This is a genomic window from Citrobacter amalonaticus (assembly GCF_018252635.1).
In the GTDB taxonomy this organism is placed as follows: domain Bacteria; phylum Pseudomonadota; class Gammaproteobacteria; order Enterobacterales; family Enterobacteriaceae; genus Citrobacter_A; species Citrobacter_A amalonaticus_E.
In genome coordinates, this window is record NZ_JAGTXM010000004.1 from 377954 (window position 1) to 391953 (window position 14000).

Genomic DNA, 14000 nt, shown 5'->3' on the forward strand with positions numbered 1-14000 from the left:
CACCTATACTGAGCGCCGTTCAGAACGGGAAGGGCAGTTAACCTCTCGCGTTATTGAATGTCGATAATCTTTTTCATCGCGAATACGCGCTATAACAAAAATGACTCTTTTATTTATCGTTATCGATACCCTTTTTCGTGCGCCAAAAGTATGGATGTGTTCATGTATTTAATTGTTTTGATTAGGTTATGTTTCGAATATTACTGCTTACTTTACTTATTACCGTTTCATCGTCGTCATTTGCTTTCGTGAAAAACCAGGCGAGAGACTGGGGATTCAATACTTTCTCACCACTCTCTTATTCTGAAAGGTACTTTTCACAAGCGCCTGTTCAGAATAAGAACGCGCAACTTAAGCGTCGTATTATGAGTGAATTTGCAGCGTGGAGAGGAACCGATTACCGCTGGGGGGGAGACAGCCGCAACGGTATTGATTGCTCGGCATTCACACGCCGAATTATTGCTTCGACAATCCATAGACGCTTGCCGCGCACCGCGCAGGAGCAAAGTCACATGGGGCAGCGAATCAGCCAGCGCGAGCTTAACGTCGGCGATCTGGTGTTCTTTAAGACGGAGCCTAACGTACATCACGTTGGCGTCTATGTCGGCAATGATGCCTTTATTCATGCATCCAGCTCGCAAGGCGTGACGCTGTCACATCTGTCGAATCATTACTGGCAGGCGCACTATTTGACCGCTCGTCGGGTAAGCGCATAACGACAGGACAGGGGCGCGGGATCAAACATCGGTTGAATAAGCGCAATAAAATACGGCGGGGCCGCATAATTGCGCGTTCTGGCTCTCGACGCGACGGATTGGGATGCCTATTATTAGTGCGGCTTGTTTACGCTTACAGAATATGAGGGGAGTCAAATGCGTGCAGCGTTTTGGGTAGGATGTGCCGCGTTAGTATTGTCGGCTTGCAGCAGTGACAATGAACCTGTACAGCAGGCGACAGCAGCACATGTCGCGCCAGGTTTAAAAGCGGCGATGACCAGTTCCGGTGAGGCCAATTGCGCCATGATTGGCGGTTCGCTTTCGGTCGCTCGTCAACTGGATGGCTCGGCAATCGGTATGTGCGCGCTTCCCAACGGCAAACGTTGCAGCGAACAATCCCTCGCCGCGGGAAGTTGTGGTAGCTATTAAGCGCTCATTACTACATTAAGTCGGCAAGTTTATAACTTAACGAGTGTTCCGCAGTGGCCAGGGTGAGCTGGTTCGCGGTCAGGTCTACCTGTGCGCCTTGCTTCAGCATGGTGCTGAGGGTGTTATCCAGCTCGTTGAGCTGAGGATCGGCGCACATCATACGGGTCATCGCCATCTCTTTTACCTTCAATGCGCCGTCAGAGAGTGATGCCTGACCGTTAAAGCGATTACACATATTGCCGGAAATGGTCATCTTTTCGCCAAAGCTTAATTCGAGCGGATGGCCCGCTGCATTGACCGGTTTACCGTCCACACTCTCCAGAACAAAGCGGTGATGTTGCAATTGCTCACGGGTAACTGACACTTTTCCATTGCTTACACAACCTGCTACCAGCAGGCTCAGCGCAGCCAGCGCTATGACCTTCTTCATGTTAACTCTCTGCATTAAAACGTAATCGCCACTGACAGCATACCGATCTTATCGCCAGTGGCTTTGGGGAAATTCTGAAATGCCCTCCTGAAACCAGGAGGGGGGCGGATCAGAACAGGGCGTTAGGGCAGGACTCGCCATTCGCTAACTGTCGTAAATTCTGTAGCGTAGTCTCTGAAATGCTGGTCAACGCTTCAGCCGTCAGGAAAGCCTGATGCCCGGTAAACAGGACGTTGTGGCAGGCCGACAGGCGACGGAAAACATCATCCTGGATAACGTCGTTCGACTTATCTTCGAAGAACAGATCGCGCTCGTTTTCGTAAACGTCCATCCCCAGTGAACCAATTTTCTGATTTTTCAGCGCTTCAATCGCCGCCTGAGAATCGATCAACGCGCCGCGACTGGTGTTGATGACCATTACGCCATTCTTCATCTGATCAAACGCGGCATGGTTTAGCAGGTGATAGTTTTCCGGCGTCAACGGACAGTGCAGCGAAATCACATCGGATTCAGCGAACAGCGTCGGGAGATCAACATATTCGACGCCGAGTTCGAGCGCAGCCGCGCTGGGATACGGATCAAACGCCAGCAGACGCATCCCAAAGCCTTTCAGGATACGCAGGGCGGCGATGCCGATCTTCCCGGTACCAATCACCCCCGCCGTTTTGCCGTGCATCGTGAAGCCGGTTAACCCTTCCAGTGAAAAGTTGGCATCGCGGGTACGTTGATAAGCACGGTGAATACGGCGGTTCAGAGTCATCATCATCCCTACCGCATGTTCCGCAACGGCTTCCGGAGAATAAGCCGGGACACGAACGACCTGCAAACCTAACTCTTTTGCCGCATCCAGATCGACGTTATTGAAACCCGCGCAACGCAGCGCAATATACTTAACACCATGGTTTTTAAGCTCTTCGAGTACAGGGCGACTGCCATCATCGTTAACGAAGATACACACGGCTTCGCAACCATGTGCGGTTTTAGCCGTTTTCTCCGTCAACAGAAAATCAAAGAATTCAAGCTCAAAGCCAAAAGCCTCGTTAACCTGTTGCAGGTACTTCTTGTCGTACTGTTTTGTACTGTAGACGGCGAGTTTCATAAGACTTTCTCCAGTGAAGTCGAATCACAGTTAACTAATTCAAAATATTTTACAAAATATCAAATATCATTGAAAGTAATACCTATTATGAATAATTCTAGAGCATCTATTCTTAATCTGGGCATGTTTAACTAAACATGACACAATAGAGGCCTAATTCGGCTTAATTTTTCGCTAAATCAGGATATTAACTGCCCATGAAGGGTAAATATAAAGCCGCTCTGGCGCTCCTGTTGCTCGTGATCCTCGTGCCGCTGACTCTGATGATGACGCTGGGGTTGTGGGTTCCCACGCTGGCGGGCATCTGGCTGCCGGTCGGAACGCGCATTGCGCTGGATGACAGTCCCCGATTCACGCGCCACGGTTTACAGATTCCTGAACTCCGCTATCTGGTTGATGATTGCCCGTTAGCCCGTGTCAGTCAGGCCCGGTTGTCGCATCCCAGTCGCTGGCAGTTGGACATCGATACGCTTGAACTCGACTCTGCCTGTCTGGCAAAACTGCCGCAAACGGAACCGTCTCCCGCCGCGCCGCGCACTCTCGCCGAATGGCAGTCGATGCTGCCCAATACCTGGATCACCATCGACAACGTCATTCTTTCGCCCTGGCAGGTGTGGCAGGGCAAACTGAACGTTTCGCTAACGCCTGAGGTCCAGCAACTTCGTTATCAGGGCGACAAGGTGAAATTTCAAGGTCAACTGCGCGGTCAGACGCTGACGGTAAGTGAGCTTGATGTCATGGCGTTTGACGGCCAACCGCCGGTTAAACTGGTTGGTGAATTTACGATGCCGCTGGTGCCGGATGGACTGCCGGTAAGTGGACACACCGTTGCCACGCTCAGCCTGCCGCAGGAACCGGCGTTGGTCGATGCGGAACTGGAGTGGCGTGAGAATGCCGGACAGTTGATTGTAATGGCGCGGGATAATGCCGAGCCGCTGCTCGATCTGCCGTGGGAACTCACGCGCCAGCAGCTCATTATTAGCGACGGGCGCTGGTCATGGCCTTATCAGGGCTTTCCCCTCAGTGGGCGCCTGGGCGTGAAGGTGGACAACTGGCAGGAAGGCACCGAGAAAGCTGCGATCAGCGGCCGGTTTAACGTGCTCACCCAGGGGGAAGCAGGGAAAGGCAACGCGGTGCTTTCGTTTGGGCCGGGAAAACTGAGCATGGACAACAGCGCCATGCCGCTGCAACTGACCGGCGAAGCCAAGCAGGATGATCTGATTTTCTATGCCAGATTGCCGGCGCAGTTGACCGGCAGCCTGACCGATCCGGAACTGACGTTTGAACCTGGCGCGCTGCTGCGCTCGCGCGGACGGGTCATCGACTCGCTGGATATCGACGAAATCCGTTGGCCGCTGGCGGGCGTAAAGGTCACTCAGCGTGGCGTAGATGGACGACTGCAGGCGATCCTGCGCGCCCATGAGAACCAGATGGGAGATTTCGTTCTGCATCTGGACGGTCTGGCGAATGATTTTTTGCCAGATGCGGGGCGCTGGCGGTGGCGCTACTGGGGCGAGGGCAGTTTTACCCCGATGCACGCGAAATGGGACGTGGCAGGCAAAGGCGAGTGGCATGACAACACCATTACGCTGACCGATTTGTCCACCGGATTTGACCAGCTTCAGTACGGCACCATGAAGGTGGATACGCCTCGTCTGATGATGGCTAAACCCGTTGAATGGGTGCGTGATGCGGCACACCCCCGGTTCAGCGGGGCGCTTTTGCTTGATGCCGGAGAAACACATTTTTCCGCCGGCAGCGTTTTACCGCCCTCAACCCTCACGTTCAGCGTGGAGGGGCGTGATCCGACCTTTTTCCTGTTTAAAGGCGATTTACATGCCGGGGCGATCGGCCCTGTGCGGTTAAATGGCCGTTGGGATGGCCTGCGTTTACGCGGCCAGGCCTGGTGGCCGAAACAGTCGCTGGACGTGTTCCAGCCGCTGGTGCCGCCTGAGTGGAAAATGAAACTCCGCGAGGGAGAGCTGTATGCCCAGGTGGCGTTTTCAGCGGCAGCGGAACAGGGATTCGAGGCCGGCGGTCACGGTGTCTTAAAAGGCGGCAGCGCCTGGATGCCGGATAACCAGATCAACGGCGTCGATTTCGTCTTGCCGTTCCGCTTTAGTGCGGGCGCATGGCAATTGGGGACACGTGGACCGGTTTCGCTGCGCATCGCCGAAGTCATCAACCAGGTGACCGCTACCAATATCACCGCCGATCTGGAAGGGGCTTATCCGTGGAGTGAAGCCGATCCGCTGCTACTGACTAACGTGAATGTGGATGTGTTGGGCGGTAAGGTTTCCATGCAACAACTGCGTATGCCGCAGCACGATCCGGCGCTGGTGCGGGTGCAAAATATCTCGTCAAGCGAACTTATCAGCGCGGTTAACCCGAAACAGTTCGCGATGTCCGGGCCGGTGAGCGGTGCGCTCCCTCTGTGGCTGAACGATGAGAAATGGATCATCAAAGACGGCTGGTTAACCAATCCGGGTCCGATGACCCTGCGCATCGATAAAGATACCGCCGATGCGGTGGTAAAAGACAACATGGCGGCAGGGGCGGCCATCAACTGGTTACGGTATATGGAGATTGCCCACTCATGGACCAGGATTAATTTAGATAATCTGGGCGTGTTGACGATGCAGGCGCAAATCCGTGGCAACAGCCATGTGGATGGCAAGGTCGGCACGGTGAATCTCAACTACACCCACGAAGAGAATGTTTTTACGCTGTGGCGCAGTCTGCGCTTTGGCGACAATCTACAGGCATGGCTTGAACAAAACGCGGCGCTGCCGGAAAAAACCTGTCAACAAGGCAAGGAATGTGAGGAACCCCAATGAAAACAATGGCAGTCATGCTGGCGCTTCTCCCGCTGTGGTTAGTAACGGGCTGTACGCCGCGCATTGAAGTCGCGGCGCCAAAGGAGCCCATTACCATCAATATGAACGTCAAAATTGAGCATGAGATCCATATCAAAGTGGATAAGGACGTTGAAAGCCTGCTCAAATCCCGCAGCGACTTGTTCTGAGGCGATGATGAAAAGAACCTTTATTCTGGCGACGCTCATTTTGAGTTTGCTGAGTGGACACGCTTTTGCGCTGACGTTAAATGAGGCCAGAACCCAGGGACGGGTCGGCGAAACGTTCAATGGCTATCTGGTGGCGCTGAAACAGGATGCGCAAACGCAGGCGCTGGTCAGTGAAATCAACAACGCGCGCCGCGCCAGTTACCAGCGGTTAGCTGAGAGTCATAACATCCCGGTCGATGAAGTGGCGAAAATGGCCGGACAGAAACTGATAGAACGCGCTAAACCTGGCGAATATGTCCAGGGTATCAACGGTAAGTGGTTACGCAAGTAAATCGTCGTTATCTGCGTTCTGCGGCTTTTCCGTTTTGTTGGCTGGCGCGTAATAATTTGCAGGGTAAGTTTCTATACTCTCTTTTCTTACGTGCTATTCAGCAGAAGGGGCAGTTATGGCAACTCATGGTAAATCTGACACGTTTTCACTCGGTTCCCGGCAGGTCAAACGCTTAGGATATGGGGCCATGCAACTGGCTGGACCTGGGGTTTTTGGTCCACCGCGCGATCGTCATGTTGCGCTGACGGTGCTTCGGGAGGCGATTGCGCTGGGAGTCAACCACATTGATACCAGCGATTTTTACGGTCCGCACGTCACAAATCAAATCATTCGCGAAGCGCTTCACCCTTATCCGGACGATCTGGTGATTGTTACTAAAATTGGTGCCCGCCGTGGAGACGATGCCTCCTGGCTACCGGCATTCTCGCCAGAGGAACTCAGGCAGGCGGTTCGCGATAATCTGCGCAATCTCGGTCTGGATGTCCTGGATGTCGTTAACTTGCGTATCATGCTGGGCGATGGCCACGGCCCTCATGAAGGATCCATCGAAGAGAGTTTTACCGTACTGGCTGAGCTTCAGCAGCAGGGGCTGGTCAAACACATCGGCCTGAGTAATGTAACCGCCAGTCAGGTCGCGCAAGCGCGCCGCATCGCGGACGTGGTCTGTGTGCAAAATGAGTACAATATCGCCCATCGTCAGGATGACGCACTGATCGACTCGCTGGCAGAAGATGGCATTGCTTATGTTCCTTTTTTCCCGCTGGGTGGGTTTACGCCGCTACAGTCCTCAACGCTTTCGGAAGTGGCCGCAAGCCTCAATGCGACACCGATGCAGGTCGCTCTGGCATGGTTGCTACACCGTTCGCCGAATATGTTACTGATACCAGGTACGTCGTCGGTGACGCATCTGCATGAAAATATGGCCGCAGGGGATCTGATTCTGTCAACTGACGTGCTGGCAACGCTGGATAGTATTGCGCAGAAGTAGGCATAAGGCGGAGGTTGAAAATGACTGAAAAACTGAATGCGCAGTGTCATTGCGGCGCTGTCAAATTTACGGTTCAACTCAGCGATGGATTCAATACCATTCGTCGTTGCAACTGTTCATTTTGTCGGATGCGGGGGGCGGTAGTGGTTTCTGCACCGCTCATGGGAATCGAGGTGCTCGCGGGTCAGGATAAACTGACGGAGTATCGTTTCAATACCGGCACAGCAAGGCATTTTTTTTGCTCAGTGTGTGGGATTTATACCTTCCATCAACGCCGATCCAGCCCGGATCAGTATGGTGTGAACGTCGCATGCATTGAGCATGTGTCGCCGTTCGATTTTGCCTGTGTGGAAGTGACTGACGGAGTGAATCATCCGAGTGATGGTGTGAGTCAGGGAGTGGTGGGTTATTTACGTTATCAGAGCAAATAAAAAACCTCCCGCCGGAGCGGGAGGGGAAGAACTTACGCGGCAACCACGCTATCGATGGCGGCTTTGGCGTCAGACTGCGCTTTAGACGCTACTTCCGGACCGTAGGCAATCCCTTCAGCGAATACGAAATTCACGTCGGTGATGCCGATAAAGCCGAGGAAGACTTTCAGGTACGGCGCAATCAGGTCGGTCGGGGTGTCTTTATGAATACCGCCGCGGCTGGAGAGGATCACCGCACGTTTACCGGTCACCAGACCTTCCGGACCTTTCTCGGTGTAACGGAACGTCACGCCAGCACGCGCAATCAGGTCGAAGTAGTTTTTCAGCTGCGTCGGGATGTTGAAGTTGTACATCGGCGCGGCGATCACAATGACATCATGCGCTTTCAGTTCAGCGATCAGTTCATCAGACAGCGCCAGTGCGTCCTGTTGACGAGGCGTCAACGGCGCATCGCTTGGGCGCAGGGCACCCACCAGTTCGCCATCCAGGACCGGGATCGGATTAGCAGCCAGGTCACGAACGGTGATTTCGTCAGCAGAGTGCTTTTCACGCCACTGTTCAACAAAATAATCAGACAACTGACCAGACTGAGAGTACCCTGCCAGAATACTGGATTTGAGAACTAATACCTTGCTCATGGGTGTTTCCTTATAGGTGTTTGAATGGGCTGTGCCCCGTTGCTTGTTGACACTGTATTCACAATCCTGTCGCAGAGAAAGCGCAATATATCGAATTCTATGTTCGAATTTATTGAACAACACACAAAATGTGCTGATGTGGTACTCTATACCTATCATTTAGAAGAGATTTAATCAGGCAGAGCACTGCCTCATAACGTTATGACAGAACAGCAAAAATTATCCTTTCATGCCTTACAGCAGCAGTTGGATTCACTGATGCTGCGCGATCGGCAGCGCTTTTCGCGCCGCCTGCACGGTGTGAAGAAGGTTAAAAATCCTGATGCACAACAGGCCATTTACCAGGAGATGGCGAAAGAGATTGAACAGGCGGCAGGTAAAGTTGTGCTACGCGAAGCGGCGCGACCTGAGATTACCTACCCGGAAAACCTGCCCGTCAGTCAGAAAAAACAGGCGATCCTCGACGCCGTTCGTGATCATCAGGTGGTGATCGTGGCCGGGGAAACCGGTTCAGGAAAAACCACTCAGCTCCCGAAAATCTGTATGGAACTGGGTCGCGGGGTGAAAGGACTGATCGGTCACACCCAACCGCGTCGCCTGGCGGCGCGAACGGTGGCGAACCGTATTGCTGAAGAGTTGCAGACGGAGCCGGGCGGGTGCATTGGCTATAAGGTGCGCTTTAGCGATCACGTCAGCGATAACACCATGGTGAAGCTGATGACCGACGGTATCCTACTGGCGGAAATTCAGCAGGACCGTCTGTTGATGCAGTACGACACCATCATCATCGATGAAGCGCATGAACGTAGCCTGAACATCGACTTTTTGCTTGGTTATCTGAAAGAACTGCTGCCGCGCCGTCCGGATCTGAAAATTATCATCACCTCCGCGACCATCGACCCTGAGCGTTTTTCGCGCCATTTCAACAATGCGCCGATCATTGAGGTCTCTGGGCGCACGTATCCGGTGGAAGTTCGCTATCGACCGATTGTTGAAGAGGCTGATGACACCGAGCGTGACCAGTTGCAGGCGATTTTCGATGCGGTAGATGAACTGGGACGCGAAAGCCCCGGCGACATACTGATCTTCATGAGCGGAGAGCGCGAGATCCGTGATACCGCCGACGCGTTGAATAAACTCAATCTGCGCCATACGGAAGTGCTGCCGCTGTATGCGCGCCTGTCGAATAGCGAACAAAATCGCGTCTTCCAGTCGCACAGCGGGCGGCGTATTGTGCTGGCGACCAACGTGGCGGAAACCTCGCTGACGGTGCCGGGTATCAAGTATGTTATCGATCCCGGTACCGCACGTATCAGCCGCTATAGCTATCGCACCAAAGTGCAGCGTTTGCCGATTGAACCGGTATCGCAGGCCTCCGCCAATCAGCGTAAAGGGCGCTGCGGTCGCGTATCCGAAGGTATCTGTATTCGTCTCTATTCTGAAGACGATTTCCTGTCGCGTCCGGCGTTTACCGACCCGGAAATTCTGCGCACCAACCTGGCGTCGGTCATTTTGCAGATGACCGCGCTGGGGCTGGGCGATATCACCGCGTTCCCGTTTGTCGAAGCGCCGGATAAACGCAACATTCAGGACGGCGTGCGTCTGTTGGAAGAACTGGGTGCGATCGCCACCGATGAACAGGCGACGGCCTATAAACTGACGCCGTTGGGGCGCCAGTTGAGCCAGTTGCCGGTGGATCCGCGTCTGGCGCGAATGGTGCTGGAGGCGCAAAAACACGGCTGCGTGCGCGAGGCGATGATCATTACCTCGGCGCTGTCGATTCAGGATCCGCGCGAACGCCCGATGGACAAGCAGCAGGCGTCTGATGAAAAACACCGCCGCTTCCATGATAAAGAGTCCGATTTCCTCGCGTTCGTGAATCTGTGGAATTACCTCGGCGAACAGCAAAAAGCGCTGTCGTCAAACGCGTTTCGTCGCCTGTGCCGGACCGACTATTTGAACTATCTGCGCGTGCGCGAGTGGCAGGATATCTACACCCAACTGCGTCAGGTGGTGAAAGAGCTGGGTATTCCGGTGAACAGCGAACCGGCGGAATACCGCGAGATCCATATTGCGCTACTGACCGGGCTGTTGTCGCATATTGGCATGAAAGATGCTGACAAGCAGGAGTATACCGGTGCGCGTAACGCCCGTTTTTCGATTTTCCCCGGTTCCGGCTTGTTCAAAAAGCCGCCGAAGTGGGCAATGGTGGCGGAACTGGTGGAAACCAGTCGCCTGTGGGGGCGCATTGCCGCGCGGATCGATCCCGAGTGGGTCGAACCGGTCGCTCAGCATCTGATTAAACGTTCGTACAGTGAACCGCACTGGGAACGGGCGCAGGGTGCAGTAATGGCGACAGAAAAGGTGACCGTTTACGGTCTGCCGATCGTCGCGGCGCGTAAGGTGAACTACAGCCAGATTGATCCGGCGCTATGTCGTGAACTGTTTATCCGCCATGCGTTGGTGGAGGGCGACTGGCAGACGCGTCATGCCTTCTTTCGCGAAAACCTCAAGCTGCGCGCCGAAGTGGAGGAACTGGAGCATAAATCTCGCCGCCGCGACATCCTGGTAGACGACGAGACGCTGTTTGAGTTCTACGATCAGCGCATCAGCCATGATGTCATTTCCGCCCGCCACTTTGATAACTGGTGGAAGAAGGCCAGCCGTGAGACGCCGGATCTGCTCAATTTTGAAAAGAGCATGTTGATCAAAGCGGGTGCGGACAACATCAGCAAGCTGGACTACCCGAACTTCTGGCATCAGGGCAGTCTCAAACTGCGGTTGAGCTATCAGTTTGAACCGGGGGCGGATGCGGACGGGGTGACGGTACATATTCCACTGCCGCTGCTTAATCAGGTAGACGAAAGCGGTTTTGAATGGCAGATCCCGGGCTTGCGTCGTGAACTGGTGATTGCGCTGATTAAATCGCTGCCGAAGCCGGTGCGGCGTAACTTTGTTCCGGCTCCGAACTATGCCGACGCGTTTTTAGGCCGCGTGACGCCGCTTGAGCTGCCGCTGCTGGACGCGCTGGAGCGCGAGCTGCGTCGGATGACGGGTGTGACGGTTGACCGTGAGGACTGGCACTGGGATCAGGTGCCCGATCATCTGAAAATCACCTTCCGGGTCGTGGATGATAAAAACAAGAAGCTGGAAGAAGGGCGCGCCTTGCAGGAACTGAAAGACCGGCTGAAAGGAAAAGTGCAGGAAACGCTCTCGGCGGTGGCCGATGACGGCATTGAACAGAGCGGGCTGCACATCTGGAGCTTTGGGCAACTGCCGGAAAGTTACGAGCAAAAGCGCGGCAACTACAAAGTCAAAGCGTGGCCAGCGCTGGTGGATGAACGCGATAGCGTGGCGATCAAACTGTTTGATAATCCGCTGGAACAGCAGCAGGCAATGTGGTCAGGTTTGCGCCGTTTGCTGTTGTTGAACATCCCGTCACCGATCAAATATCTGCACGAGAAGCTGCCAAACAAAGCCAAACTGGGCCTGTACTTCAACCCGTACGGGAAAGTACTGGAACTGATTGACGACTGCATTTCCTGCGGCGTGGATAAGCTGATTGACGCCAACGGTGGTCCGGTGTGGACCGAAGAGGGCTTTGCCGCGCTGCATGAGAAGGTTCGCGCCGAGCTGAACGAGACGGTAGTGGAGATTGCGAAGCAGGTTGAACAGATCCTGACCGCGGTCTTTAACATCAATAAACGTCTGAAAGGGCGGGTGGACATGACGATGGCGCTGGGGCTTTCGGATATCAAAGCGCAGATGAGCGGCCTGGTCTATCGCGGATTTGTCACCGGCAACGGCTTTCGGCGTCTGGGCGATACGCTTCGTTACTTACAGGCCATTGAAAAACGTCTCGAGAAACTGGCGATTGATCCCCACCGCGATCGCGCGCAGATGCTGAAAGTAGAAAGCGTACAGCAGGCATGGCAGCAGTGGTTTAACAAACTGCCGCCGGCACGTCGAGAAGACGAGGAAGTCAAAGCGATCCGCTGGATGATTGAGGAGCTACGGGTGAGTTATTTTGCCCAACAGCTGGGGACGCCGTATCCGATTTCGGATAAACGGATCCTGCAGGCGATGGAACAGATTAGCGGGTAATTCAGCGCCGGATGTCGGCTTCGCCTAATCCGGCCTACAAGTTCTATACAGACTGGTGGAAACCCTGGTATCCCATCAACGCGGCCAGAGGATCTGGCCGCGAAAGGATTACAACTCGTTGGGTTGGGCGTTGATCGCCGGGTCACGTTTTACCCGGCTGGCAAAGAAAATCGCCACCAGTGAAATCGCCACGGTGGTGGCCAGATACCACGCCACCGGCACCCAATCGCCGTCATATTTCGCCAGCAATCCGGTCGCGATAAGAGGAGCGGTGCCGCCTGCCAGCGCTGCGCCAATCTGGTAGCCGAGGGTGATGCCGGTGTAACGAACGTTAGCGCTGAAAATTTCTGAGCACAGCGTTCCCAGCACCGCGGTCACAGGCGCCCACAGCACGCCGAACATCACGATTGTCGCCAGCATAATGCCCCAGGTGGTACCGGTATTCAGCAGCAGGAACCACGGCACGATAAACAGGCCGAGCAGGGCGACGCTGATGGCATACATCCGTTTACGACCCATTTTGTCCGACAACAGTCCCATCAGCGGGATCATTACCGTGGCGATCAGTGCGCCAACGGTGACAGCTTCCAGCACCTGGGACTTCTGGTAGCTCAGTGTGCTGGTGGCATAGCTGACCACAAAGGTCGAGAAAATATAGAACGGCGCGGTTTCCACCACCTTCAGGCCAGCGGCAATCAGTACTTCACGCCAGTGATGTGTCAGCGTATCGCGCAGCGGCGCTTTGGCGACCTGACCAGATGCTTTAACTTTTTTGAAGTCTGGCGTTTCATCGATATCCCGACGGATCCACAATCCTAACAGCACCAGCACGGAGCTCAGCAGGAACGGAATACGCCAGCCCCAGGAGAGGAAATCCTCTTCACTAAACAGCGTCATCAGCGAGACGATAAACGTCGCCATCAGCATGCCAATAGTCACCCCCGCCTGGGGTATGCTGCCGAAGAAGCCTTTGCGTTTTTCTGGTGCGTACTCATAGGCCAGCAGCAGTGCGCCACCCCATTCGCCGCCAATCCCCATTCCCTGAATAATGCGCATCAGGATAAGCAGGATCGGGGCCCAGATACCGATCATCTCATAGGTGGGCAGCAGACCGATCATCACCGTCGCGCCGCCCATCAGGGAAAGCGTCAGTACCAGCGTCTTCTTGCGCCCGATGCGATCGCCGATATGAGCGAAAATCACTCCGCCGATCGGGCGAATGAAAAAGGTTAACGAGAAGGAGAGGTACGAGAGGATCAAACCGATTACCGGGTCGACCATCGGGAAGAAAATCTTGTTAAACACCAGCGCTGCCGCGGTGCCATACAGGAAATAGTCGAACCACTCAATCGCACTGCCGGTAAGACTGGCGACGAGCACCTTCTTATTTTTCTTCAGAATAGCCGTACTGCTTTGATGGGTTGTCATTAACTTAAAACCTCCGCCAGAGAACAAAAAGGTGTCACCTGGCAGTGCAGCAGGTGCAACCTGTTACGTTAAAAGGTTGTGAAATTGTTAATCAAGCTAGGTGTGTTAGTAACATTTAACAAGAGGAGATACGCCGTAATGGGCTAAAAAGAGTGCATTTTGTCAGGATGATTTTCTGAGATGGCAGAATAAATGACGTTAATCATTCATATGGTGGCAATTAAACAGGATAATATGAAGGTGCAACCGCCCGATTTTTAGACGTTTTGTGTTATTTCACTACGATGACAAAAAAGCGTCGAAATATCAGTCATCAGCCTTTCAGAGAGATCTACTGTTTATTCAGCGTGGGTACGGTACTCTGCTGAAATAAGAGGAGGA

11 protein-coding genes and 1 pseudogene are annotated in these 14000 nt (G+C 54.0%); 8 read left to right on the plus strand and 4 right to left on the minus strand.

Annotation, left to right across the window (positions count from 1 at the left end; all coding sequences use genetic code 11):
• The first annotated feature begins 365 nt into the window (after positions 1–365).
• Both KE671_RS14600 and KE671_RS14605 read left to right on the plus strand, forming a co-directional pair.
• Positions 366–716 carry a C40 family peptidase gene (locus KE671_RS14600; protein ID WP_241029873.1) on the plus strand — a complete coding sequence of 117 codons (351 nt, stop codon included), beginning with the start codon at positions 366–368 and terminating at the stop codon, positions 714–716.
• Positions 717–872: 156 nt separating this feature from the next.
• Positions 873–1145 carry a putative hemolysin gene (locus tag KE671_RS14605; RefSeq protein WP_206163517.1) on the plus strand — a complete coding sequence of 91 codons (273 nt, stop codon included), beginning with the start codon at positions 873–875 and terminating at the stop codon, positions 1143–1145.
• 10 nt (positions 1146–1155) lie between these two features.
• Here the strand turns inward: KE671_RS14605 and hslJ are convergent, their stop codons facing one another.
• Together hslJ and KE671_RS14615 are read right to left on the minus strand one after the other, a co-directional pair.
• Positions 1156–1575 (minus strand): heat shock protein HslJ, encoded by a 420-nt coding sequence (gene hslJ, locus KE671_RS14610; RefSeq protein ID WP_206163518.1) that lies wholly within the window; start codon positions 1573–1575, stop codon positions 1156–1158.
• A gap of 109 nt (positions 1576–1684) precedes the next feature.
• Positions 1685–2674, minus strand: a complete 990-nt coding sequence (locus KE671_RS14615) for a 2-hydroxyacid dehydrogenase (RefSeq protein ID WP_206163519.1) — start codon at positions 2672–2674, stop codon at positions 1685–1687.
• Between the two features lie 197 nt (positions 2675–2871).
• Here KE671_RS14615 and KE671_RS14620 point away from each other — a divergent pair, with 197 nt between their 5' ends.
• The 5 genes and pseudogenes from KE671_RS14620 to KE671_RS14640 all read left to right on the plus strand — a co-directional run bounded on the left by KE671_RS14620 (position 2872) and on the right by KE671_RS14640 (position 7534).
• On the plus strand, positions 2872–5511 hold the full coding sequence (locus KE671_RS14620) for a YdbH family protein (RefSeq protein ID WP_206163520.1): 2640 nt from the start codon (positions 2872–2874) through the stop codon (positions 5509–5511).
• Positions 5508–5699 (plus strand): YnbE family lipoprotein, encoded by a 192-nt coding sequence (locus tag KE671_RS14625; protein ID WP_206163521.1) that lies wholly within the window; start codon positions 5508–5510, stop codon positions 5697–5699. Before KE671_RS14620 ends, KE671_RS14625 begins: the two co-directional genes overlap by 4 nt.
• 7 nt (positions 5700–5706) lie before the next feature.
• Entirely contained in the window at positions 5707–6030 is a 324-nt protein-coding gene (locus KE671_RS14630; RefSeq protein WP_206163707.1) for a YdbL family protein, read from the plus strand.
• A 115-nt stretch (positions 6031–6145) separates the two neighbouring features.
• Entirely contained in the window at positions 6146–7018 is an 873-nt protein-coding gene (locus KE671_RS14635; RefSeq protein WP_206163522.1) for an aldo/keto reductase family oxidoreductase, read from the plus strand.
• Between the two features lie 20 nt (positions 7019–7038).
• Positions 7039–7534, plus strand: a pseudogene (locus KE671_RS14640) (GFA family protein).
• Here the strand turns inward: KE671_RS14640 and azoR are convergent.
• A complete protein-coding gene (gene azoR / locus KE671_RS14645) occupies positions 7482–8087 on the minus strand; it encodes an FMN-dependent NADH-azoreductase (RefSeq protein ID WP_043000613.1) in 606 nt (201 codons plus the stop codon). The pseudogene KE671_RS14640 and the gene azoR overlap by 53 nt on opposite strands.
• Positions 8088–8288: 201 nt before the next feature.
• On the opposite strand from azoR, the gene hrpA reads away from it, so the two are divergent.
• Positions 8289–12191 (plus strand): ATP-dependent RNA helicase HrpA, encoded by a 3903-nt coding sequence (gene hrpA, locus KE671_RS14650; RefSeq protein ID WP_206163524.1) that lies wholly within the window; start codon positions 8289–8291, stop codon positions 12189–12191.
• A gap of 108 nt (positions 12192–12299) precedes the next feature.
• On the opposite strand, the gene KE671_RS14655 is transcribed toward hrpA, so the two are convergent.
• Positions 12300–13619: an MFS transporter gene (locus KE671_RS14655; RefSeq protein ID WP_206163525.1), complete on the minus strand. Its 1320-nt coding sequence runs from the start codon at positions 13617–13619 to the stop codon at positions 12300–12302.
• Positions 13620–14000 lie beyond the last annotated feature (381 nt).